Source organism: Streptacidiphilus albus JL83 (assembly GCF_000744705.1).
Lineage (GTDB): Bacteria > Actinomycetota > Actinomycetes > Streptomycetales > Streptomycetaceae > Streptacidiphilus > Streptacidiphilus albus.
On record NZ_JQML01000001.1, the window covers coordinates 1,359,830 to 1,381,610 of the forward strand.

The following is a 21,781-nucleotide window of genomic DNA, read 5'->3' on the forward strand; positions in this document are numbered from 1 at the left end:
TCACCCACCGCCCTCTGGCGCGAACACCACGGCGAAGCTGCCGCCTGCGGCGAGCACCGCCAGCACCGCAGCCTGGGACTGCGGCACGGCGACGTCGATGACCTGCGACCCGCTGCTGTCCGCCGCACCGACGGTGACCACGGTGGCGGCGAACTCCGCGCCCGCCACCGGAGCCGTCATCGAACTGCCGCTGCCGGAGCTCCCGTTGGAGCTGCTCGGGGAGCCGGCGACCTCGCCGCCACTGCCGCTGCCGCCGGTCGCGATGATCACGATCTGTGTTCCTGGCTCCAGCGGAACGGCCGGGAGCTGGGTGTCCTTGGTCGGCAGCCCGACGACCTGCTGCCCCGACTGGACCAGGGAGGTGCGGGTGACGTCACTGACCGTCAGGAACTGGCCCGCCTTCAGATCGGCGGTGGCGCGCATCCCGACCACGGTGGTGAGGCTCGCCGCGCCGACCGGCTGCAACGCCGGGTCCAGCGAGATGTGGGCCACGACCAGGTCGGCCGAGGTGATCGACGCCCCGGCCGGGACGTTCTGGGCGAGCGCCAGGACGGCGGACCGCTGCCCGGTCTCGTTGTAGAGCACCGCGCCGCCCAGGCCGCCCGCAGCGACCAGAGCTATCGCCAGTGCCAGCACCGCCGGACTGCGCCGCCGCGCCCGTGGCGCACGCGGCGGGGCGGGCACTGCCCCGGTGGTCGCGCCGGGAAGGGGTGGAAGTGTCGTCGTCATGACGGTGCTCTCCTCGGGCGGTCAGTTCAGGGTCTGTGCCTGGTCGATGGTCACCGTGGCCACGCTGGTACGGGGCACGGCTTCGGGCCCAGGACCGTCGATCCCGATGGTGCTGTTCCAGCTGACGAGCCAGTTGGCCGTCGCGGAGATCGTGTAGCTGGGGTCGCTGGGCTGGAGGTAGCCGCTGAAGCCGCAGTTCGGCGACTGGCTGATGCCGTACGAACTGCTGTACTTGGTGCCCCGGTTGTAGCAGGTGAAGACATGGCCGTCGCCGGTGCTCCAGGTGATGCTGCCGATGGTGGCCGTGGCGGTGACGGTGACGCCGCCACCGGCGTCGGCGGAAGCAGTGAGCTTCGTCCACGGGGTACTGGTCCACAGCCATACCGGCATCCTGACCAGACCGGTGCTGCCGGCGGCCGGCGCCGAGCCGATCTTCATCTTGTAGGCCTGAAGCTCGGCCTGGGCCACCGCCCGGGTCGCCGCATCGGCCACGTCCACGACCGGCTGGTTGGGCGGCGCAGCGGCCAGGTACGCCTGGTAGATGACGCCCGAATCGACACCGGTCTGATAGGGGCAGTACTGCCAGTAGATCATCCCGCCGCCGGAGGGGCTGTTCCCGCCCCAGGCCGGGTCGCCGGCCGGCGGCTGCGGATTCTCCAGCAGGTCGTAGCAGGCGGAGCCGTCCCAGAAGCCGTGCGAGTTCACGCAGGCCACGGTGGTTCCCTGGTAGCTGCAGGTGGCGCTGCCGCCGCCGGTGCCCCCGGCGCCGCCACCGGAACTGCCCCCGCTGCCGCCCGGGTCGGAGGCGACGGCGCTCGCGCTGCACACTCCGGTGGTCGGGTCGCAGGCACCGCCGCCGCCGGAACCGCCGTCGGCCGAGGCGCTGGGAACCAGCAGCGCCCCGAACACGAGCGCGGAGGCGGCGACCGCCGCGCCGGCGTGACCCAGGGTGAAACGTCGTTTCAGCACGGTCTGCTCCTGTTCACGTCGGTCTCGGTGATCCGCCAGCCGTCCGGGCCGAGCTGCGCCTGCGAGACGGAGATGAAGCTGCTGTGGGCGGACGCGGCGGTGACGTCCTGGTGGGTTGCCTGGACCACCGCGTGCCATCCGCCGACGTCCATGCAGTCGGTGACGGTGGCCGTGGCCGGGGACGCGCTCAGGTCCAGCGCGGTGACCTTCGGATTGAGGATCGGGGCGCCGACCATCACCCAGCCCTTGGCGGAGTTCTCGATGACCGCGGCGGTGATCGCGACGAAGGCCTTGCCGCTCGTGTACGCGGAGAGGTCCACCCCGATCGTGCTGCTGCTGTCCTCCGCCTGCTCCTGCGCCTGCCGCATCCCGGTGTAGGCCGCGAGGACGGCAGCGGTCGCGGTCAGGGTGGGATCGCTGCTCGGCGAGGCGGCCACCGGGGCCGGCGCCGAGGCCGTGCCTGCCGGTGCGATCTGCGAGACCTGGCCGCCACCCGGGGAGCAGGCGGTGAGGGTGCACAGGGCCAGGCCGACGGCGGCCAGGCCGAGACGCTGCTGCTGACGCTTGGTCATGCCGACTCCTCCGCCGGCCGGTCGTCGACCGGTTCGGCCCCCGGGCCGGCCGTCGGCTCCGCGCGGCGGCGCAGCGCGTCGCGCAGCGCGGGCGGAAGGACGTCCACCGACAGCACACCGCGCCCCAGCGCGCGGTTGCGCAACTGCACCGCGCCCGAGCCGGGCAGGAAGCGGGCGAGGCTGAGCGCCGCCGGTCCGGCCGTGGCCGCCCGGGGCTCCGGCAGGGTCGACTGGTACAGGGTCTCCGGGGTGAGCACCGCAGGCGCGCCCGGGACGCCGTCGCGCAACCGGGCGGCCACCCAGTGCGCCCACGAAGCCTCGGCCGTCTGCCCCCGGCCGCGCCGGGTGGGGATGGGGCGGAGCTGACCCCAGAGTGACGCCCCCTCCGCCGCCAGCCGGTCGTTCCCGGCCTGCGGGGTTCCCGTCAGCAGCGGCCAGGCCCGCTGGTCCGCCTCCAGGTCGACCATCAGCAGCCGGGTCGGCGCGGCGGAACGGGTGATCGCATGAGTGATCCATTCCCAGCGGACGCCCAACAGATGCGCCAGCCGGACCGGCAGCCCGGGCGTGGTGAGATAGAGCCGCTGGTCACCCGCCAGCGCCAACTGGCCGGTGACATAGACGATCAGGCTGCGCGCCGGGGTGTCGGCGGCGTCCTTCAGACCGGTCAGCAGGCTGTCCGCGCCGTGGCCGTCGGGCGTGGCCACCCGGCACTGGGCCGGCCCGTCGAAGAGCCCGGCGGGCAGCGCCATCCCCATCGCGGCCACCCGGGCCAGGTGGCGGTCCATGCTGGCCCGGCTGCGGCCGGTGTCCGTGGGCAGCAGCAGCACGATCCGGTGCGGCGGAGCGGCGTGCCGCACCAGCGTGCCGACCGAGGTGTCGGCGGACGGAGCACGCCGACCGAAACTCGCGGTGCCGGTACTGTCCACGGGCTGCTCCTTCCTTCCGTCGTGGCTGCGGGCGTCTGGCCCGGTTCGCGCTGGTGGGTGGTGGGTGGTGGCGAGGGCCTGCGCCGCGCCGCCCGGGTCAGGCCCCGGTCCGCAGCAGCGCCCCTGCCAGGGAGGCGACTTGGCACTGCATCTCGTAGGTGACCTTGCCCATGTCCACGTTGCGGCTGGTGTAGAGGGCGAGTACGGAGTGGCGCCCGGCCGGGACGGCGAAGACGAAGCCGTCGGTGGTCTCCACCACGATCTGCCGCACCAGGGTGTCCCGGTCCCCGCTCAGCGCGCCGGAGAGCGCCCGTGCCGCGCCCTGGAGCGCGGACATCATCGCGGAGGCCCCCTCGGCCTGGCCGCGCTCCAGACCGGGCGAGGCCGCCCAGACCATGCCGTCGGCGGTGACGACCAGTCCGTGGGTCACGCCCGCCAGTTCCAGCAGCGGCTCCAGCACCCACCCGGCGTCGTCGTGGCTGTCCGCGAGACTGTGCTCCTCCGTCATCGCCAACTCCCCTCATGGCGGCCCTGGTGGCGCTCCTCGGTGGCGGCACGGGCGGACTCGGTCCCGCTCTGGAAGGCGCTCCAGACGGCACTGCTCCCGCTCAACCCGCTCGCACTCTCGGCCGGTGCCGCCGGTGCGGCCGGCGCGGTCCAGGGCTCCGACGGCGGGGGCGTCCGCTGCGCCGAGGCGTAGCGCTGCCGGGTCCTCGGCTCGAACCAACTGGGCTCGGGTTCGGGCACCGGTTCGGGCCTCGGCTCGAACGCCGGCCCGACCGCACCTCCGGTCACCACCGTGCCGCTGACGTACGGCGCCGAGAGGTAGGGCGAGCCGGTGTAGGGCTGCGTCCAGGGCTCGGAGGTGCCGAGGCCGAGCGGGTCCGAGGCCGCCGCCCTGGCGTCGTTGGCCGCGGCGACCTCGCCGAGCAGCACATGGCGCTCGGCCTCCAGCAGCGTGACCCGGTGCCGGGCGCGGATCCACAGCGACGTGGTGACCAGCGTGGACAGTGTGCCCGCAGCCAGTACTGCGGAGGCGGCTTCGGTCAGGGAGCTCAACTGCTTCACATCCCCCGACGCGACCGGAAGCCGATGAGCCGCCGCCGAAGCTGCGGCTCCTTCTGCATCGAGCATGACAACGTCGACGCACTCACGATGTCCAGATCCATAGGTCCCCACCCCTCGCCCCGACCGCCCTCCGGTGCTGTCGGGCGCATACGCCCCTACAGCACCCCCAGGCTTCTTGCGACTGTAGAGAATCAGACATCGCACATCGGCCAACAGCGCGCACAAGGACGCGTACTTGTCACAAGGGCGCGCACTCCACGCGCACTGCCCGCGCACTTCTTCCGCACCAGAATGCCCAATCGCCCGACGCATACGATCGAGCGGCATTACATTCCGTACATGCGCCGCCACGCGGAACCACGGCCGGACCATGTACCGCAGCCGGAGCAGCACTCGAACGTGCAGCTCAGCGGCCTCCTCGACGAAGCCGGTCTGTCCAATATGGCCTTCGCCCGCGAGGTGCGGGCGACCGCCGCCCAGCACGGACACACCGTCGCCTGCGACCACAACCACGTCCGGCGCTGGCGCGACGGCCACGCCAGCCGGGCGGTGCCGCCGCAGTTCATCGCCGAGGCGCTGTCGCGTCGCCTCGGACGCAGTCTCTCACTCTCCGACGTCGGCATGGACGCCCAGGGTCGGATCCCCTCCGCCCAGGGGCTGCTGGAGTTCGCCGGCTCCCCCGCCGAGATCCTCGCCGCCACCCACGAGCTGTGCAGCCAGCCCGAGTCCCTGGACCGCACCCAGCCCACGGGCCCGCTCACCGTACTGGCGCCGGCGGTGCTGCGCTGGCTGGTCGTGCCGCCGCCCAACGCGCCCGCCCGGCACACCCCCGGACGCCCCGTCACCTCCGGTGACATCGACCGGGTACGGGCCACCACCGACGCCTTCGACCAGATCGACCGGCGCAGCGGCGGGGCGGTGGCCCGGCTGCCCGCCGTGCAGTTCCTCCGCTCCGGCGTGGCCCCGCTGCTCGGCGCCCACTACACCGGCCCGACCGGACGGGAGTTGTACAACGCGGCGGCGCTGTGCACCTACGGCATCGCCCGCTACACCTTCGACGCCGACCTGCCCGGGCTGGCCAACCGCTGGACGGTGCTGGCGCTGAGCATGGCGCACCAGGCCGACGACCCGCTGCTCGGCGCGTACATCGTGCTGCTGCTGGCGGAGCAGGCGCTGCTCAACGAGGCGCCGCAGACCGCGCTCACCTACGTCAGCGCCGCGCTCACCGCCACCGGCGAGCACAGCCTGCGCGTCCGCGCCGGACTGCACGCCGTCGAGGCCCGGGTCCACGCCCAGTTGGCCCAGCCACTGCCGGCCAGGGCCGCCGCCGCCAAGGCCGAGCGCGGGCTGGCCAGACCGGCCGAACCGCAGGACCCGACCTGGCTGGAACCCTTCGACCACGGCTTCGTCGCCCACAGTGCGGCGCAGAGCGCGCTCGCCCTCGGCAACGCGTCGATCGCCCGCCGCCGGGCCGAGCAGGCCCTGGCCGCGATCCCCGCCGAACGGGTCCGCGACTCGGTGGTCATCCGACTCCAACTCGCCTCCGCACTGGCCCGGCAGGGGCACACCGCGGACTCCTGCACCCAGGCGGAGGCGGCGCTGCGGCAGGCCGACGGCCTCCAGTCGAGCACCGTCACCACCCATCTCCGGCTGGCGCTCCGCGAGTTGCAGCAGCATGCGGACGTCCCGCAGATCGCGGCGGTGATCGACCGGCTGGCCCGGGCGACCCATCGGCAGCAGGACGTCCTGGGCTGAGGCCGAGCGGTCGCCACCCCTTGTGAAGATACTGTCGATCTTTCGCCGGGCGCACGGCGGTGAACTGGGCCTTCCCACATGTTGCATATGCCATGGCACAGCCAAAGTCCCCACATCGACATTTGGCGGTCCATACTTGCCGCCACCACCCAGTGCACCGCACCGCCCAGGGGGCGCACATGCAACTTCGGTCCCATCACCAACCCGACGAGCCGGACGAGTTGGCGGATCGGCTGAACCACCTGTTCTCGGTCGTGCATCCGCCGCACCGGCCGCCGTACAGCACCCAGGAGGTCGCCGCCGCCATCGGCGCGACCGGCCGGGCAGCGGTCTCGGCCAAGTACCTCGGCGAGCTCCGCAGCGGCCAGCGCCGGCAGCTCAGCGACTCGCGCGCCGCCGCCATCTGCGACTTCTTCGGCGTCCCGCCGCGCTACCTGACCGACCGGGAGACGGCCGAACAGACCGACCAGGAACTGGCCCTGCTCGCGGCGCTGCGCAGCGAGGACGTCCGCCATCTCGCCCTGCGCGCCGCCCGGCTGCTGCCGGAGGAACTGGCCGACGTCATCGCCGGCGTCGAGCGCTGCCTCACCGCCGCCGGCGACTGAGTCCGGCAGCCGGGCCGGGAACGGGGGCCGACCTGGCCGACCGGGCCGACCGGGCCGAGGGGCTGCTCACCGAATGGATGCGCGCGGTTGCGGCAGGTAGTCGTCCGAGTGACGGTGGACCCGCACGACCTCTCCACCGTTTGGAACAAAGGACAACCCATGCGTTCGCACCACGCCCGCACCTTGGCCACGACCTCGGTCCTGGCCGCAGCGATATCCGCGGGCCTGCTCGTCGGCACCAACGCCCAGGCCGCCACGTCGGCCCCCGCCGGCGGGCATCGCACCACCGCCCAGACCTCCACCGCCACGACCTCCACCGCCGGGCCGTCGACCGCGCAGCCCGCCGCCACCGTACCGGTGCCACCACTCCCGGTACCGGCCCCCGTTCCGCCGGTCGCAGTCCCGCCGGCCCCCGTCCCGGTCCCGCCCGTACCGCCGGTGGCCGTCCCGCCGGCGCCGGTCCCGGTCCCACCGGTGCCCCCGGTAGCCGCACCTCCGGTAGCCGTCCCGCCGGTGGCAGCGCCTCCGGTGGCCGTCCCGCCGGTCGCCCCGCCGGTCGCCCTGCCACCGGCCCCCGTGCCCCTGCCGCCGGTCCCCCGGTCGCCGCGCCGCCGGTCCCGCCGGTGGCCCTGCCGCCCGCCCCGGTCCCGCTGCCGCCGGTCCCGCCGGTGGCCCTGCCGCCCGCCCCGGTACCGGTTCCGCCGCTGCCCGCGCCGGTGCCGCCGCTCCCGGTGCACACCCCCGGTAGCACCGGCGCCGACCGGTAGCACCGCGCACACCCCCGCGGCCCCGTCCCGGCTCCCACCGGGACGGGGCCGTCGGCCGGTCCCAACCCGATTCGCTCCGCGCAGAGTTATGACCGCTGAGGTAATCGCTTCGCAGCAGCACCGGATGGAAAGCTCAGGGAGTCGGAAGCGGCGGGCGTTCCCGCCGAACCGAGAACCAACCACCCTCCCTTTCTGTCCGAGGAGACGCTGTGACCACCATCGAAGAGACCGTCCAGAAGTACGTCGCGTCCTGGTCGGAGCCGGACCCGGAGATCCGCCGGGCCACCGTCGCCGAACTCTGGTCGCCGGACGCCCTCTACAAGAACGCCACCACCGAGTACCCCGGCCTCAAGGGCATCGAGGAGGCGGTCCAGGAGGTCTGGGACCTGTTCACCTCGAAGGGCTTCACCGTCAGCGTGGGCCGGGTCGACGCCAACCACGAGGCGGTGCGCTACACCTGGGAGCTGTACGCTCCCGGCGCGGACACCGAGCCGGTCGCCCTGGGCACCCAGGTGGTCACCCTCGACGCCGCGGGCCGGATGGTCCGCGACTACCAGTTCGTCGACAAGGCCCCCGAGGGACTCATCGACTGATCCGCGGATCATACTGCTGGTCAAGGAAGTTGATCGGGTGTCGGGGAATCGGAGGCACGGGTGACGACGACGGTGCGGTTCGCGGAACCGCTGGGCGATCTGCTGCGGCAGTGGCGCAGGCACCGCGGGATCAGCCAACTCGACCTGGCCTCACGGGCCGAGGTCTCCGCCCGGCACCTCAGCTTCGTCGAGAACGGCCGCGCGGAACCGAGCCGGGAGATCGTCCTGCGGCTCGCGGAAGCGCTGGAACTCGCCCTGCGGGAGCGTAACCAGCTGCTGCTGGCAGCCGGTTACGCCCCGGTGTTCCGACAGGCCGGCCTGGATGCCCCGCACCTGGCGGCGGTGCGGGGCATGCTGCGCCAGGTCATGACCGCCCACGCCCCCTACCCGGCGGTGGTGCTGGACCGCTACTGGAACCGGGTGGAGGCCAACCGGCCGGCCATGCTGTTCCGCGTCGGCGCGGCTCCGCACCTGCTTGAGGAGCCGGTCAACCTGATGCGGCTGGCGCTGCACCCCGACGGGCTGGCCCCGCTGATCGTCAACCTCGGCGAGTGGCGCGCCCATCTGCTGCACCGGCTCGCCCGCCAGGTCACCCTGACGGCGGATCCGCAGCTGGCGGAGCTGCAGGCGGAACTGACCGGCTACCCCTGCGACCAACCTGAGCCCGAGCTCGAACTGCCCGGCCCCGGGGACATCGCGGTACAGCTGCGGCTCCGCCACCGGGGCGGGGTGCTCTCCTTCTTCAGCACGGTGAGCACCTTCGGGACGCCGCTCGACGTCACCGTCGCCGAGTTGGTGATCGAGTCCTTCTTCCCCGCCGATCCGGAGACCACGGCGGTGCTGGCCGCCGCCGAGTGGTAGCCGCTCCCACCCCGTGGTCAGCCGGCCGCGGCCAGCAGCGGGCGGTGGCGGCCGGCCAGGGCCTCGGAGAAGGTGTCGACGATCCGGCCGAGCGAGTCGGCCGTCCCCGGCTCCAGGACGACCGAGTCGTCCGCGCCGACGGTGATGTGGCGGTCCAGCACGAACCAGCCCTGGACGATGTGGTCGGCCCCCATCGAGGAGAGCACCGGCCGCAGCGCGTAGTCGATAGCCAGCACATGCGCGGTGGAGCCGCCGGTCGCCAGCGGCAGCACGGTCTTTCCGGCGAGGGCGTACTGCGGCAGCACGTCCAGCAGTGACTTGAGCAGCCCGGAGTAGGCGGCCTTGTAGACGGGCGTGCCGATGACCACGCCGTCGGCCCGGGCGAAGAGCTCGGCGGCCCGGACTATGTCGGGATGGCCGAAATCCGCTCCCAGCAGGGCCTGTGCGGACAGCGTCCGGACATCGAGCGGGACCACCTGGTGCCCCTGGTCGACCAGCCTGGTGTCCAGGTGGCGCAGCAGCCGCGCGGTGCGCGAGGTCGGTGACGGGCTTCCGGAGACGGACAGGACGGTGGCCATGGGAACTCATTTCAGGTATTGCGCGAACGGGCAGCCGGCGCGGACGGGCAGCCGGGGCTGCCGTCGCGCTCGGTCGCACGCGGGGGCGGGAACGGCGGAGCAGGCCGGCCGGGCCCGGGCGCGGCGTCGCGAGGGCCGCGGAGGGCGGCAGGGTCCGGCGGAGGAGGCTCGGCGGAGCGAGGAGGCCGAGCCCGGGCCGGGCGGGGAGGCTGCCCTCAGGCTGCGCGGCGACAGAACGCGCTGGAGACACGGGCGAGGTCGACGTGGAGCCGCCGCGTGAGGTTCAGTCGCCCGTTCATAGGTCCCGATTCAAGCAGCAGCGAATTCGGCGAGTCAAGGAATCGCAGGTCGGTCTCACGCACTGGATGGCTGGTCGGGGGGACAATGGGCGGGTGCCGGGCAGGCGGCGCGGGCCGCGCCGGAGCCCGACGGTCCCGGTGGAGCCGTTCAGCCCTGCTGGAGGTGCTCGGCGAAGAAGGCGTCGATGCGCTTCCAGGCGTCGGCCGAGGACTCCGGGTGCGGGCCGATGCCGGTGACCCGCATCAGCGGGTGCAGTACCCGGGGGCCGACCATGGCGTCGTTGAGGAAGGCGTGCCCGGCCCCCGGGTACTCACGGGAGTCGTGGGCGACGCCGGCGCGGCCGAGGGCGGCGTCCAGCTTCGCGCTCGCGCCCCGCAGGCTGCGGTCCTTCGCGCCGTAGGAGGTGACCAGGGGGCAGGCCCCTTCGAGGGCCGCGTCCAGGTCCTTGGGCAGATAGCCGTAGTTGACCGCACCGGCGTCGAAGCCCCGGTTGGCGGAGAGCAGGGCGAAGCCGCCGCCCATGCAGAAGCCGATGACCCCGACCCGGCCGGTGCAGTCGGCCCGTCCGGCGAGCCAGCGGCGGGATGCCTCGATGTCGTCGAAGGCCCGGCCCCGGCCTGAGCTGAAGGCGCGCAGGGTCGAGACCAGGCAGCGGCGCAGGCCGCCCTCGCTGTAGAGGTCGGGCATCAGCGCGAGATATCCGGCCCGGGCCAGCCGTTCGACATGACGGAGCATCACTTCGTCGACACCGAAAGCCTCGTGGACCACGACCACGGCGGGCCAGGGGCCGTCGCCGGCCGGGCGGGCGAGGTGGCCGGACAGGTGCGGCGAGCCGCCGTCGACACGCGTGAGCACCGACAGGTCGACCTCTTCCATCGTCGGCCTTCCTCGGTGCGGGGTCTGGACGGTGGCGCCTGGCACCCGCCGACTTTGGGCGGACTTGAATGGTTTACCAGACAGTAAGGTCCGACCGCCAGAGCCACACCGCACCGGCTTCGGTCGCACGGCCGACTCCCAGTGGACCCTCAGGTCCCATTCAGACTCTCCGACCGCCAGGGCTCTTGCCCCACTCGACATCGCTTCGCTATGTTCACTCCCGGACACCACCACCGGTGGTGACAGTTCGTCAAATAACTGTCATGTGCACGTAACTTGTTCTCGGCCCCGACCCCGACCCTGTTCCTCGGGTCCGGCGGAGCCCTGACTCGCGTCCAGCGCGACCTGCTCCTCCAGCACGAGCACCCGCTGCATTCCCCACTCCGGCACGGCGCCCGTGCCAGGCCGTTCCGACGCGCCCGGCGACTCCGGCTCCGTCTCCAACCCCCATGAGAGGGTCGTACGTTGACCATATCCACGCAATCTCCCGGTGCCTGGCACGGCCTGCGCAGAACCGCAGCCGCGATCGCCTCGGCCGCCGCGCTCGCCGCGTTCGGCCTCTCGGCCGCTGCCCCCGCCAGTGCCGCCGCCGGCTCCGCCGGTCACGACTACCGCCAGGCCTGCCCCGCCGCCCCGGTCGGCTACTCGTCCTGCAACGCGCTGATCCGCACCGACGTCAAGCCGCAGCTGGCCAAGGCCGGTTCGCTGACGCCGGACGCCACGGTCTCCGGTTACGGACCGACGCAGCTCCAGTCGGCCTACAACCTCGCCTCGGCCGCCGCGGCCAACGGCACCGGCCAGACCGTCGCCGTGGTGGACGCCTTCGACGACCCCAACGCCGCCAGCGACCTCGCGGTCTACCGCAGCCAGTACGGACTGCCGGCCTGCACCGTCGCCAACGGCTGCTTCAGCAAGGTGAACGAGAACGGCGCCACCAGCCCGCTGCCCTCGCCCGCCCCGGCCTCCGACGACTGGACCGGCGAGGAGTCGCTGGACGTCGACATGGTCTCGGCGATCTGCCCGAACTGCCACATCATCCTGGTCGAGGCCAGCTCGGAGAGCAACGACGACCTGGGCGCCGGCGTCAACGCCGCGGTGTCCCTGGGCGCCAAGTTCGTCTCCAACAGCTACGGCGGCTCCGAGGCGTCGAACGACAGCACCTACGACTCCGAGTACTACGACCACCCGGGCGTCGCGGTCACCGCCTCCTCCGGTGACAGCGGCTACGGCGTCGAGTACCCGGCGGCCTCGCAGTACGTCACCGCCGTCGGCGGGACCTCACTGTCCACCGCCTCCAACTCGCGCGGCTGGACCGAGTCGGTCTGGTCCACCTCCTCCAGCGAGGGCGCCGGTTCCGGCTGCTCCGCCGACGACCCGAAGCCGACCTGGCAGAAGGACACCGGCTGCTCCAAGCGCACCGTCGCGGACGTCTCGGCGGTCGCCGACCCGGCCACCGGCGTGGCCGTGTACGACACCTACAACAGCAACGGCGGCTGGAACGTCTACGGCGGCACCTCCGTCGCCTCGCCGCTGATCGCCTCGGTGTACGCGCTGGCCGGTGCCCCGGCGGCGGGCACCACCCCGGCGTCCTACCTCTACGCCCACACCTCGAACCTGTACGACGTCACCTCCGGGTCCACCTCCACCTGCACCCCCGCCTACCTCTGCACCGCGGAGGTCGGCTACGACGGTCCGACCGGCCTCGGCACCCCCGACGGCATCGGCGCCTTCTCCAACGGCAGCACCACCACCAACACCGTCACGGTCACCGCTCCGGGCAACCAGACCGGCACCGTGGGCACCGCCGCCTCGCTGCAGATCAGCGCCAGCGACTCGGCCTCCGGCCAGACCCTGACCTACTCGGCCACCGGCCTCCCGGCCGGCCTGTCGATCAACGCCAGCACCGGCCTGATCTCCGGCACGCCCACCGCGTCCGGCACGTCCTCGGTCACCGTGACCGCCAAGGACACCACCGGTGCCACCGGCAGCGCCTCCTTCACCTGGACCGTCAGCGCCAAGTCCGGCGGCAACACCGTGACCGTCACCGGCCCGGGCAACCAGACCGGCACCGTCGGCACCGCCGCCTCGCTGCAGATCAGCGCCAGCGACTCGGCCTCCGGCCAGACCCTGACCTACTCGGCCACCGGCCTCCCGGCCGGCCTGTCGATCAACGCCAGCACCGGCCTGATCTCCGGCACCCCGACCACCGCCGGAACCTCCTCGGTCACGGTCACCGCCAAGGACACCACCGGAGCCACCGGCAGCGCCTCCTTCACCTGGACCGTCAGCGCCGCCAGCGGCGGCTGCACCGCGGCCCAGCTGATCGGCAACCCCGGCTTCGAGACCGGCACCGCCTCCCCGTGGACCGCGAGCTCCGGTGTCATCAACAGCGACACCACTGACGAGCCCGCCCACTCCGGCAGCTGGGACGCCTGGCTCGACGGCTACGGCACCACCCACACGGACACCCTGTCCCAGTCCGTGACCATCCCCTCCACCTGCGTCAACGCGGCCTACTCGTTCTGGCTGCACATCGACACGGCGGAGACCACGAAGACCACGGCCTACGACACCCTCAAGGTCGAGGTGATCAGCGGCTCCACCACCACGGTGCTGACCACCTACTCCAACCTGAACGCGGCGAGCGGCTACGCCCAGCACTCCTTCAGCCTCGCCCCCTACATCGGCAAGACCGTGACGCTGAAGTTCATCGGCGCCGAGGACTCCAGCGCGCAGACCAGCTTCGTCCTGGACGACACGGCTCTGAACATCTCCTGATCCATCCCCACCCCAGTGCCCCGGCCGCCTCCAGCGGCCGGGGCACTGGCTTTCTCAGTACTCGACGGTGATCCGGCGGGCGGGGCCGTCCACACGGATCCGGCCGCCGCAGGGAACCACCAGCTGCGGGTCGGTGTGCCCGAGGTCGACGTCGAACACCGCCAGGGCCTGCGGCGCGTACTCGCCCAACGCCCGGAGCACGGACTCGCGTTGGGCCTTGCGGTAGTCGCCCGCGGCCGAGGGCTGCAGCGGCTGCTCGAAGCTCCAGCTCTTGGCCCGACCCACCAGCACGGCCGGGAACTGCCGCAGCAGCCCGCGCTCGCCCATATTGCGCAGGATCCGGTAGACCTCCTCGGCGCCCGGCATCTCCTCGGAGGTCTCCAGATAGAGCACCTGTCCCGCGTACTCCTCGACCGGCCGGATCTCCCGGTCGGCCATCAGCATCCAGGCCAGGATCTCCAGGCAGCCGCCCCAGCCGCGCCCCTCGACCACTCGGTCGGCGTTGTGCCAGATCCAGCCCTCGCCGGCCGCCATCGGCGGCTCGGCCGCGAAGGTCTCCGGCGCCTCCCAGCGACCGGTGACGTCGCCGACCTCCGCCGACGGCCGCAGCTCGTACTCGCCCGAGCCGAGCAGCGCGGCCCGCAGCGACTGCGCGGTCAGCGGGTGGAGCGCCCCCGGCCGGCCCAGCTGCACCATCACCGAGCCGCCGTGGTAGCTGACGATCCCGAGGTTGCGCAGGAAGAGCAGCAGGTTGGTGTTGTCGCTGTACCCGAACAGCGGCTTGGGGTTGGCGCGGATCAACTCCCGGTCCAGATGGGGCAGTACGGTGATCTGGTCGTCGCCGCCGATAGTTGCGATCACGGCCTTGATCTCCGGATCGGCGAATGCGGCGTGGAGGTCGGCGGCACGCTGCCGCGGCGTCGAACCCATCGCCCGGGTGGTCGGGTACTCGACCGGAACCAGTCCGAACTCCTCCCGCAGCCGCTCCAGCCCCAGCTCGTACGGCAGCGGGAAGATCCCGGGCAGCCCGGCCGACGGGGAGAGGATCGCGACCTTGTCGCCGGGCCGGGGCTTCGGCGGATACACCGGTGTCGTCATCCGCCGATCCTACGAACCCGCTCCCTCACCGGACCAGCGCATTTCTCCCGTCAGCAGAGCCCCCCTCGACAGAGCCCCCGTCAGCGCAGCACGGCCTGGCCGGTGCGGACCGCGCCCAGCACCCGGTCGACGGTCTGCTGCTCCTCACCGACCGGGGCGACGTAGTCGACGGCGGCGCGCGCGGCCTCCTCGCCGAGGGTGCGGGTGATCACCCACGCGCCCAGGTACTGCGAGCCCAGGCAGCCGCCCGCCGTGGCGATATTGCCCTCGGCGTGGAACGGCGCGTCCAGCACGGTGACACCGCAGGCCTCGACAAAGGGGCGGGTGGTCACGTCCACGCAGGCGGGCATGGTGCCGAGCAGCCCGAGCCGGGCGAGGACCAGCGCGCCGGAGCACTGCGAACCGATCAGCTGGCGCGAGGGGTCGAGCGGCAGCATGGCGAGCATCCGGTCGTCGGCGACCACGTCACGGGTCTTCACCCCGCTGCCGATCAGCACCACGTCGGCCTCGGTGACGAACCCGATCGGACGCTGCCCGGTCACCTCGACCCCGTTCATCGAGGTGACCACCGGCGTCGGTGTCGTGATGAGGGCCTCCAGGCCCTGGCTGCGGCAGCGGTTGATCAGCGCCGACGCGATGAAGCTGTCGAGTTCGTTGAACCCGTCGAAGGTGACCACGGCTACCTGGATCATCACAACTCCCTGGGATTGGCGTCAGGACCTCAGCCTCCCAGGCGTCCCCGGCCCGGGTCCCGGTCCAATCGGCGGTCGGTGGCCTTCTCGCCGACACCGCCCGCAGGTCTCCGGGGCCCGGACCTCACCGACGCCCCGAATATCAGGGGCGCCGGTCCCAAGGACGGGGTCTCAGGGGCGCAGGACGATCTTCGCACCCGGGGAGGCGCCCTGGGCCGCCCAGGCCGCGCCGACCTCCGCCAGCGGGTACTCCGCCAGCGGCAGGTCCAGCGCGCCGCGCGCCGCGATCCCGGCAACCTCCCGGTAGGCGTCGACGACCCGTTCCGGCGGCAGCGCGGCCGCGCTGAAGCCGCTCAGCCGGAGCCCGCCGTGGCGCAGCAGCGCGGCGTCGACCGGGGCGGGCGAACCCGCGGTCTGACCGAGGTTCAGATACCGGCCCCCGCTCCGCAGCGCGGCGAGCGCGAGCGGCGCGTACGCCCCCCAGAGCGTGTCGACGACCACGTCGACCGGTCCGCCGAGCCTCTCCAGCCGGCTCGCGAACCAGGACGGTTCCTCCGCCGCGGCGTCCGGCTCCAGCAGCAGGGTGCCGTCGGTCCGGTCGGCCAGCGCCGCGAGCCGGGCCGGGGTCCGGCCGGCCGCGACCACCCGCCCGGCGCCGAGCTCCCGGGCGAGGTGGACCAGGGCCTGGCCGAATCCCCCGGTGGCGCCCAGCACCAGCACCGACTCGCCGGGCCGCAGCCCGGCCTCGTCCCGGAGCGCGATCAGCGCGCTGACGCCGACGATGCCGACAGCGGCGGCCAGCCCGTCGTCCAGGCCGTCCGGGAGCGGGACGCAGGCGGCGTCCGGCGCCGAGACCAGCTCCGCGAAGGTGCCGTCCTGGTAGCCGCCGAGGACCGCGACCCGCACCCGCGTCCCGGCCGGCAGGCTGCCGCCGGCGACGACCGTGCCGACGCCCTCGACGCCGGGGACGTGCCCCAGCGGGGGCGGCCCGGCCGGGTGGGTGCCGGAAGAGATGTGGAGGTCGACCGGGTTGATCGACGCCGCGGTGACCCTGACCAGGGTCCGGCCCGGCGTGGGCTGCGGCTCCGGCCGCTCCCCTGGACTCGGCGCCTGTCCCAACTGCTTGACGATCGCTGCCTGCATGGTGGTCCTGTCCCCTCGGTCGCTGCGTCGGCCCGGACATCCGACGTCCGGGCGCGCCGTCGGCCATTTCACTGACCGACTGGTCGGTCACTCTAGTAGGACGAAGCGCGCCGCCGCCAGCCCTGCTGGCCGTAGACTCCGTCCATGACCTCGCGCGCCGCCTCTGCCCTGGAAACCCGCGAGGCGCTGCTGAGCGCCGGCCTCGACATCGCCGAGCAGCACGGCCTGGCCGCGATGAGCGTGAACCGCGTGGTCACCGCCGCCGGCGTGGCCAAGGGCACCTTCTACGTCCACTTCCCCGACCGGGGCGCGTTTCTGAACGCCCTGCACCAGCGCTTCCACGAACTGGTCCTCACCGCCGTGGCCGAGGCGATGGCCGACCTCCCGCCCGGCAGCGAGCGGCTGACCCGCGGCATCGAGGCCTACCTCGACGGCTGCCTCCGCCATCGCGGCGTCAAGGCGATGCTGCTGGAGGCCCGGAACGACCCGACCGTCTCCGGCGAGGTCGCCGCCCGGACCGCGCCCTTCGCCGTCCACGCCGAGCCCGATCTGCTGGCCATGGGCTGGACCGATGCCGCCTCGGCCGCGCGGCTGGTGGTCGCCATGTCCGCCGAGCTGACCCTGGTCGAGCAGGCGCGCGGCACCCTCGACCCGGAGGGCCGTGCCGTGCTGCGCGCCCTGCTCGCCCGCCTGGACCTGAGCGCGGCGGAGACCCGGCGCTGAACCCGGCTCCGTCGTGGCCATCCTCGTTGTCGCCTTCCGGATGCGGACCCGTACCGTAGCCACGGGGACCGCACGGCTCGAACCGATCGGCCCCCTCGACCCCGTTCAACCTCGCTGACCGGCGAAGACGGTCAGCGGGAGACGACCCACCGACCCACCGATCCGCAGCCTTCAGGGAGCCATCCATGGAAAGCCGTCCGCAGCGCCGACCGCAGCAGACCCACCACGGCAGGGTCGTGCGGGTCGAGTGGCTCACCCCGCACATGATCCGGATCGTCCTCGGCGGCGAGGGCCTCGCGGCCTTCAGCGCCGGGGTCTTCTCCGACCACTACATCAAGCTCCAGTTCCCGCACGAGGGAGTGGCCTATCCGGAACCCTTCGACCCGGCCCGGATCCGCGCCGAACTGCCCCGTGAGCAGTGGCCGATATCCCGCACCTACACCGTGCGGCAGTGGGACGCGGACACCGGCGAGCTGACGGTGGACTTCGTCCACCACGGCGACGAAGGCGTGGCGGGCCCCTGGGCCGCCGCCGCCAAGCCCGGCGACGTCCTCTACTTCGGCGGCCCCGGCGGCGGCTACACCCCGACGCCCGACGCGGACTGGTACCTGCTGGCAGGCGACGAGAGCGCACTGCCGGCCATCGCCTCCTGCCTGGAGTCGCTGCCCAAGGGGTCCGCCGCCCACGTGTTCATCGAAGTGAGCGGCCCCGAGGAGGAGCAGAAGCTGCTCACCCCGGCCGACGCCGAAATCACCTGGCTGCACCGCGGCGAGGAGAGGGTCGGACAGGCACTGGTGCGCGCCGTCTCCGAGTTCGACTTCCCCGCCGGCTCCCCGGAGGCGTTCGTGCACGGCGAGGCCGGCTTCGTCAAGGAACTGCGCCGCCTGCTGCGGGTGGAGCACCGCATTCCACTGGACCAGCTGTCCATCTCCGGCTACTGGCGGACCGGACACGACGAGGACGGCTGGCAGTCCTCGAAGCGGGACTGGAACCGCAGCGTCGAGCAGGAGCAGGAGCAGTGACGCCCCGCTGACCACGGCCGCGGCCCGGTGCGGTGCGGTGCCGGCTGATGCCCGCAGCGCCTCAGCGAGCGTGTTCGACCGCTACCCCGGTCGCGGACTGTCCAACCTGCTGCGGCAGTTCGCGCCGGGTGCGGACCGGGGAGAGGAAGACCGGCAGGAAGGCCGTGGCCATGAAGGCGCCGCCGACCCACAGGGCGGTGTGGACGGCGGCGAGCTGGCCGATCAGGCCCGCGAGGGCGGAGCCGATCGCCAGCGCTCCTACGTGAACGCGGTGCCGGGTGGGTGGCAGTGAGCGGGGAGCCGTCCGCGCGTGAGGTGGAGTTGTGGTTGCGGGCGGCGACGATCGCTACGGCGTTCGGTCCCGCTCGGCTCTGCCTGGGCCGATGGCAGACGGGACGACAGCCCCTCCTCAGCCACCACCAGAGGGGCGTGCGCGGGCACGGTCGCCCGCTCCCGGCGCTGAAGCGCCCCCGCCGGAGGCATTCATGCGACTAGGAATCCACGGGCGACACGAAGCACAGAGCTGCAGCCTCTTGAGCCGCTCCGAAGGAATGACTTGCACTGCCAATCCTCTTCCAGCCGACACGTTCATAGAGGCGCACGGCAGCGGCATCTTTGAGTAGAACATCCAGCACAAGGCGGATTCCATGGCGATTTGCATAGGAAACGGCCTCGCCCATGAGTTTCTCACCGACGGACCTCTGACGCGCCTCAGGCAGCACGAATAGCCGAGCCAGGACTGCCACCCTTTCCTCGGCATCATGCGACTGATCAAGCCATAGTGATACGGCTTCTTCTCCCATCGGACGACTGATCAGCACATGTCCGACAAAGACGCCCGATATTTCGGCGACCCAGGATTCAATCATTCCCGCAGGCGTGAGCCATGATTCCGGATGACTCACACCTTCTACCGGATAGCCATCCGATGCATAAACCCGAACGAGACCCGCTGCGGCTGCGGAAATGTCGCTTTCGCGGCGAGGCCGAATGAGTACGGAAGGTTGGTTTTCCTGGCTCATGAGACTGTCCATCTCTACTCAACAGGAGAGTTGTAGCGAAGGGCGTTCATATCGGCACGCATCACGAATCGCGTGACCTCGTAGACCTTTCCATCCTGGTCAATACTGCTGTGCAGCACCTCGATGACGGGAACTCCGCGCTGAAGTTGCAGGTAGTCAACTTCTTCAGGCGTCGGCATTCTGGCCGATACATCATCGTTGCTGCGGGCCATCACGTGGCCCTTGCCCTCGAAGATTCCATGGATCCCGAACGGATGTGGAACCTCCTCTTCGAGCAGTCCTGTTCCCTCGGCGAGACGCCATGGGATCCAAGTTGTCACGCGGTAGACCGGATCATCATCCGCATAGAATACGTTCTCACGACGCAGTACCGACTTCGTCTTGGCCGAAACTCCGAGAAGTCCGGAAATCTCCAGGTCGGGTTTCATGCGCTCGATACTGAGCACTTCGAACCTCCCCGCCTTTCCCTGCTTCGCACATTCCAGCAGAAAGGGTGAGAGGCCAAGTTCGCGGAACTTCGGCGAGTATCTGTCGCTACCGAGACGAAACAGCGACTTCTTCTCTCGGACGAAAACGCCTCGTCCCCACTCGGACGTGATGAGTCCCTGTTGACCCAGGGTCTTCAGGGCTTCATCCACGGTATTACGCGCAACGCTGTACTGCTGAGCAAGATCGCGCTGCGATGGCAGCCGCATTCCAGGTGGGTAGATTCCACTCTCGATGGCCTCGCGCAGCGCTGCAGCGATTTGCTGACTCCGGGGCCTCTTGTCCTCGGATCCTTCCGACATGGCTTCCTCCTGGGCGGCTCTGATCAGTCTATTGCCTGGCTTGAGCCAGTAGCTCGGACGGGGGTTGACACCAACTGGCCCGAGCCACTCTACTGGCTTGAGCCAGTAGGGATACTGGCTCAAGCCAGTACGGCCGTGCATCCCCCTCGGAGAGGAGGTCGGCCGTGGGACACCTGCTTCAACGGAAGGAGCAGCATGGCTACGGATGACACCCGCTTAGCGCTGGGAACGCTCGTGCGGGACACCCGACATGGTCGGGTGGGTGAAGTGGTGGACTTCCTTGGCGACCTTGTCCAGGTACGCCCCCAGGGTGGCGGCTGCGAGTGGGACGCCATGCCCGAGAACTTGGAGGCGGTTGATCGGGCAGTCGAGTTGAGTGCTCGCGTGGCCGAGGTCAACAGGCGTTCGCGGACTGGGCTGTGAGTGAGGCGCGGGTGCCGACCCGCAGCAACTTGCATCAGCCGCCGTGGTTCTCGGACTCGTTTGACTACGGGTTCCCGCCGCCGGCTCCGGTGGCGGTGCCCGGGTGTGGGGTGTGCGCCGGCATGGCGGCGACCTTGGCGGCGATCACCGGAAATGCGTCAAGGGCTGCCGATGTACGGGTACTCATGCGGCGTCACCTGCGCGCCGCACACAAGTAGGCAGCCACTCGCCCTTGTGGGCTCCGAGTAGCGAGAGGGCTTGGATCTTGAGCTGGTTAGGGCGTGTATCGAAAGTGCCTGGTGAGGATGACCAAGAGCCCCCTTCTGAGACTCAAGCCATTCCTTGATGTTCTCCTCACGGGACTTGCTGTGGTCCACCTTGATAGCCCCGGTCTCCACAGCCTCGTCATAGGCGCTCTTGCCCGTGGCGCCGGCGGGGCCCTTGGGTCCGGCCGGTCCGGTTTCGCCCTTGGACCTGTGGCTCCGCTCTCCCCCTTGGGTCCGGCAGTGCCCCGCGCACCCTCAGCGCCAGGCTCACCCTTGGCGCCGGCGGGGCCCTTCGGGCCTTCGGCCCCGGTTTCGCCCTTCGGCCCCACAGATCCTTCCGGTCCGGCGGGACCCTTCGGACCCTCAGCTCCCGTGTCTCCCCTCGCACCCTTCGGGCCAGCAGGTCCTTCAGCTCCCGTCTCGCCCTTGGGCCCGGCGATGCCCTTCGGGCCTTCAGCTCCGGGGTCACCCTTCGCACCGGCCGAGCCAGTCGCGCCCTTCGGGCCTTCGGCTCCGGGTTCGCCCTTCGCTCCGGCTGGGCCCTTCGGGCCCTCAGCACCGGTAGCCCCGGTTTCGCCCTTGGCTCCGGCCGGACCACGGGCTCCGGTGTCGCCCTTCGGGCCGGTCACTGGGGTGGCCACGGCGAAGTATGCGGGGGAGTTCGTGTAGCCGCTGGTGATCGCCCATTGGCCACCGTCGAGGGTCGTGCCCTGGGGGGCGTCGCTGTCTACCTTGACGTTGATGCTGACGCGTGACCGGGTGTTGGCCGAGTAACCGGTGCTGCCGCTGCCGGTGCAGTTGAGCGTCTTCTTGTCGCTGGACAGCGTGCAGGGAAAGGCCCCCGGGCTGCCGTTGGAGTAGTAGCGGGCCTCGGTGAAAGTGGTCTGCTCGGGCGCCGTGAACTGGTACGAGGAAACGGCCGCGAAGCCGCTGCCATTGGTGAGCACGATGGTGACCTGTCCGATCTCCCCAGGGGTGATGACCGGCACATAGGGCTGAGAGAAGGTCATGTTGCTGGGATCAGCGTGGGCGGGCACCAGTGGCAGCAGTAGCGAACCGGTGACGAGAGCCGCCGTCAGGACAGCCTGACTGCGCAGAACGATGGGCGACACGTTCAGGGGCTCCCGTCATGGCGGTGGACAGGCACGCCCTGCTGGGTGTTGTCGCGTCCCGGATTCAGAGCTCCGCACCATTGAGCCAGCCAGGCAGGCAGTGACCAACCAGACC

The 21,781-nt window shown here is 71.5% G+C and carries 24 protein-coding genes; 9 read left to right on the forward strand and 15 right to left on the reverse strand.

Going from position 1 to position 21,781, the window contains the following annotated elements; translation table 11 throughout:
• The 6 genes from BS75_RS05940 to BS75_RS05965 form a co-directional block, all read right to left on the reverse strand.
• Entirely contained in the window at positions 1–729 is a 729-nt protein-coding gene (locus BS75_RS05940) for a flagella basal body P-ring formation protein FlgA (RefSeq protein WP_042437547.1), read from the reverse strand.
• A gap of 21 nt (positions 730–750) precedes the next feature.
• Positions 751–1,698 carry a hypothetical protein gene (locus BS75_RS43950; protein ID WP_052069225.1) on the reverse strand — a complete coding sequence of 316 codons (948 nt, stop codon included), beginning with the start codon at positions 1,696–1,698 and terminating at the stop codon, positions 751–753.
• Complete coding sequence (locus tag BS75_RS05950; protein WP_034087443.1) at positions 1,692–2,270, reverse strand: hypothetical protein; 579 nt, start codon at positions 2,268–2,270, stop codon at positions 1,692–1,694. The genes BS75_RS43950 and BS75_RS05950 overlap by 7 nt, the downstream gene beginning before the upstream one ends.
• Entirely contained in the window at positions 2,267–3,196 is a 930-nt protein-coding gene (locus BS75_RS05955; RefSeq protein WP_034087444.1) for a hypothetical protein, read from the reverse strand. The genes BS75_RS05950 and BS75_RS05955 overlap by 4 nt, the downstream gene beginning before the upstream one ends.
• A gap of 97 nt (positions 3,197–3,293) precedes the next feature.
• Positions 3,294–3,704, reverse strand: coding sequence for a roadblock/LC7 domain-containing protein (locus tag BS75_RS05960; RefSeq protein WP_034087445.1), 411 nt, complete (start codon positions 3,702–3,704; stop codon positions 3,294–3,296).
• Positions 3,701–4,255 (reverse strand): hypothetical protein, encoded by a 555-nt coding sequence (locus tag BS75_RS05965; protein WP_042437548.1) that lies wholly within the window; start codon positions 4,253–4,255, stop codon positions 3,701–3,703. Before BS75_RS05965 ends, BS75_RS05960 begins: the two co-directional genes overlap by 4 nt.
• A 348-nt stretch (positions 4,256–4,603) precedes the next feature.
• Here BS75_RS05965 and BS75_RS05970 point away from each other — a divergent pair, with 348 nt between their 5' ends.
• From BS75_RS05970 to BS75_RS05990, 5 genes are all read left to right on the forward strand, one after another.
• Entirely contained in the window at positions 4,604–6,019 is a 1,416-nt protein-coding gene (locus tag BS75_RS05970) for a hypothetical protein (protein WP_152645776.1), read from the forward strand.
• A gap of 179 nt (positions 6,020–6,198) precedes the next feature.
• Positions 6,199–6,624, forward strand: a complete 426-nt coding sequence (locus BS75_RS05975) for a transcriptional regulator (RefSeq protein ID WP_042437577.1) — start codon at positions 6,199–6,201, stop codon at positions 6,622–6,624.
• Between the two features lie 623 nt (positions 6,625–7,247).
• Entirely contained in the window at positions 7,248–7,391 is a 144-nt protein-coding gene (locus BS75_RS47835) for a hypothetical protein (protein WP_197091903.1), read from the forward strand.
• A gap of 209 nt (positions 7,392–7,600) precedes the next feature.
• A complete protein-coding gene (locus BS75_RS05985; RefSeq protein ID WP_034087449.1) occupies positions 7,601–7,984 on the forward strand; it encodes a nuclear transport factor 2 family protein in 384 nt (127 codons plus the stop codon).
• A 60-nt stretch (positions 7,985–8,044) separates the two neighbouring features.
• Positions 8,045–8,845 (forward strand): helix-turn-helix domain-containing protein, encoded by an 801-nt coding sequence (locus BS75_RS05990; RefSeq protein ID WP_034087450.1) that lies wholly within the window; start codon positions 8,045–8,047, stop codon positions 8,843–8,845.
• A gap of 17 nt (positions 8,846–8,862) precedes the next feature.
• Here BS75_RS05990 and ssuE read toward each other — a convergent pair whose 3' ends face one another.
• The 3 genes from ssuE to BS75_RS06000 all read right to left on the reverse strand — a co-directional run bounded on the left by ssuE (position 8,863) and on the right by BS75_RS06000 (position 10,599).
• Positions 8,863–9,423 (reverse strand): NADPH-dependent FMN reductase, encoded by a 561-nt coding sequence (gene ssuE / locus BS75_RS05995; protein WP_034087451.1) that lies wholly within the window; start codon positions 9,421–9,423, stop codon positions 8,863–8,865.
• Positions 9,424–9,638: 215 nt separating this feature from the next.
• Positions 9,639–9,722, reverse strand: a complete 84-nt coding sequence (locus tag BS75_RS52135) for a putative leader peptide (RefSeq protein WP_369405854.1) — start codon at positions 9,720–9,722, stop codon at positions 9,639–9,641.
• A 148-nt stretch (positions 9,723–9,870) separates the two neighbouring features.
• Complete coding sequence (locus BS75_RS06000) at positions 9,871–10,599, reverse strand: dienelactone hydrolase family protein (protein ID WP_034087452.1); 729 nt, start codon at positions 10,597–10,599, stop codon at positions 9,871–9,873.
• Between the two features lie 465 nt (positions 10,600–11,064).
• Between BS75_RS06000 and BS75_RS06005 the strand changes: the two genes are divergently transcribed.
• Entirely contained in the window at positions 11,065–13,377 is a 2,313-nt protein-coding gene (locus BS75_RS06005) for a putative Ig domain-containing protein (protein WP_063776568.1), read from the forward strand.
• A gap of 54 nt (positions 13,378–13,431) precedes the next feature.
• On the opposite strand, the gene BS75_RS06010 is transcribed toward BS75_RS06005, so the two are convergent.
• The 3 genes from BS75_RS06010 to BS75_RS06020 form a co-directional block, all read right to left on the reverse strand.
• Entirely contained in the window at positions 13,432–14,475 is a 1,044-nt protein-coding gene (locus BS75_RS06010; protein WP_034087453.1) for a S66 family peptidase, read from the reverse strand.
• 80 nt (positions 14,476–14,555) lie between these two features.
• On the reverse strand, positions 14,556–15,167 hold the full coding sequence (locus BS75_RS06015) for a type 1 glutamine amidotransferase family protein (protein WP_034087454.1): 612 nt from the start codon (positions 15,165–15,167) through the stop codon (positions 14,556–14,558).
• 171 nt (positions 15,168–15,338) lie between these two features.
• Entirely contained in the window at positions 15,339–16,310 is a 972-nt protein-coding gene (locus BS75_RS06020; protein ID WP_034087455.1) for a quinone oxidoreductase family protein, read from the reverse strand.
• A gap of 144 nt (positions 16,311–16,454) precedes the next feature.
• On the opposite strand from BS75_RS06020, the gene BS75_RS06025 reads away from it, so the two are divergent.
• The 3 genes from BS75_RS06025 to BS75_RS51335 all read left to right on the forward strand — a co-directional run bounded on the left by BS75_RS06025 (position 16,455) and on the right by BS75_RS51335 (position 18,347).
• Positions 16,455–17,033 (forward strand): TetR/AcrR family transcriptional regulator, encoded by a 579-nt coding sequence (locus BS75_RS06025; protein WP_034087456.1) that lies wholly within the window; start codon positions 16,455–16,457, stop codon positions 17,031–17,033.
• A gap of 185 nt (positions 17,034–17,218) precedes the next feature.
• Positions 17,219–18,055 carry a siderophore-interacting protein gene (locus tag BS75_RS06030; protein ID WP_034087457.1) on the forward strand — a complete coding sequence of 279 codons (837 nt, stop codon included), beginning with the start codon at positions 17,219–17,221 and terminating at the stop codon, positions 18,053–18,055.
• Positions 18,056–18,125: 70 nt separating this feature from the next.
• A complete protein-coding gene (locus BS75_RS51335; protein WP_034087458.1) occupies positions 18,126–18,347 on the forward strand; it encodes a hypothetical protein in 222 nt (73 codons plus the stop codon).
• A 199-nt stretch (positions 18,348–18,546) separates the two neighbouring features.
• Here the strand turns inward: BS75_RS51335 and BS75_RS46085 are convergent, their stop codons facing one another.
• The 3 genes from BS75_RS46085 to BS75_RS51340 form a co-directional block, all read right to left on the reverse strand.
• The gene (locus BS75_RS46085) at positions 18,547–19,077 is read right to left on the reverse strand and encodes a GNAT family N-acetyltransferase (RefSeq protein ID WP_081983213.1); all 531 of its coding nucleotides are present in this window, start codon (positions 19,075–19,077) and stop codon (positions 18,547–18,549) included.
• Between the two features lie 14 nt (positions 19,078–19,091).
• A complete protein-coding gene (locus tag BS75_RS06040; RefSeq protein WP_034087459.1) occupies positions 19,092–19,865 on the reverse strand; it encodes a GntR family transcriptional regulator in 774 nt (257 codons plus the stop codon).
• 487 nt (positions 19,866–20,352) lie between these two features.
• On the reverse strand, positions 20,353–20,475 hold the full coding sequence (locus tag BS75_RS51340; RefSeq protein WP_267970550.1) for a hypothetical protein: 123 nt from the start codon (positions 20,473–20,475) through the stop codon (positions 20,353–20,355).
• Between the last annotated feature and the right edge of the window lie 1,306 nt (positions 20,476–21,781).

Excerpts from the sequence above, each read along its gene's own strand:
- BS75_RS06030 (WP_034087457.1), top strand. The coding sequence starts at position 17,219 with ATGGAAAGCCGTCCGCAGCGCCGACCGCAGCAGACCCACCACGGCAGG.
- BS75_RS06000 (WP_034087452.1), bottom strand. The coding sequence starts at position 10,599 with ATGGAAGAGGTCGACCTGTCGGTGCTCACGCGTGTCGACGGCGGCTCG.
- BS75_RS06020 (WP_034087455.1), bottom strand. The coding sequence starts at position 16,310 with ATGCAGGCAGCGATCGTCAAGCAGTTGGGACAGGCGCCGAGTCCAGGG.
- BS75_RS46085 (WP_081983213.1), bottom strand. The coding sequence starts at position 19,077 with ATGAGCCAGGAAAACCAACCTTCCGTACTCATTCGGCCTCGCCGCGAA.
- BS75_RS06015 (WP_034087454.1), bottom strand. The coding sequence starts at position 15,167 with ATGATCCAGGTAGCCGTGGTCACCTTCGACGGGTTCAACGAACTCGAC.
- BS75_RS05975 (WP_042437577.1), top strand. The coding sequence starts at position 6,199 with ATGCAACTTCGGTCCCATCACCAACCCGACGAGCCGGACGAGTTGGCG.
- BS75_RS06040 (WP_034087459.1), bottom strand. The coding sequence starts at position 19,865 with ATGTCGGAAGGATCCGAGGACAAGAGGCCCCGGAGTCAGCAAATCGCT.
- BS75_RS05940 (WP_042437547.1), bottom strand. The coding sequence starts at position 729 with ATGACGACGACACTTCCACCCCTTCCCGGCGCGACCACCGGGGCAGTG.
- BS75_RS51340 (WP_267970550.1), bottom strand. The coding sequence starts at position 20,475 with ATGAGTACCCGTACATCGGCAGCCCTTGACGCATTTCCGGTGATCGCC.
- BS75_RS05950 (WP_034087443.1), bottom strand. The coding sequence starts at position 2,270 with ATGACCAAGCGTCAGCAGCAGCGTCTCGGCCTGGCCGCCGTCGGCCTG.
- BS75_RS05970 (WP_152645776.1), top strand. The coding sequence starts at position 4,604 with ATGCGCCGCCACGCGGAACCACGGCCGGACCATGTACCGCAGCCGGAG.
- BS75_RS06025 (WP_034087456.1), top strand. The coding sequence starts at position 16,455 with ATGACCTCGCGCGCCGCCTCTGCCCTGGAAACCCGCGAGGCGCTGCTG.
- BS75_RS52135 (WP_369405854.1), bottom strand. The coding sequence starts at position 9,722 with ATGAACGGGCGACTGAACCTCACGCGGCGGCTCCACGTCGACCTCGCC.
- ssuE (WP_034087451.1), bottom strand. The coding sequence starts at position 9,423 with ATGGCCACCGTCCTGTCCGTCTCCGGAAGCCCGTCACCGACCTCGCGC.
- BS75_RS05960 (WP_034087445.1), bottom strand. The coding sequence starts at position 3,704 with ATGACGGAGGAGCACAGTCTCGCGGACAGCCACGACGACGCCGGGTGG.
- BS75_RS06010 (WP_034087453.1), bottom strand. The coding sequence starts at position 14,475 with ATGACGACACCGGTGTATCCGCCGAAGCCCCGGCCCGGCGACAAGGTC.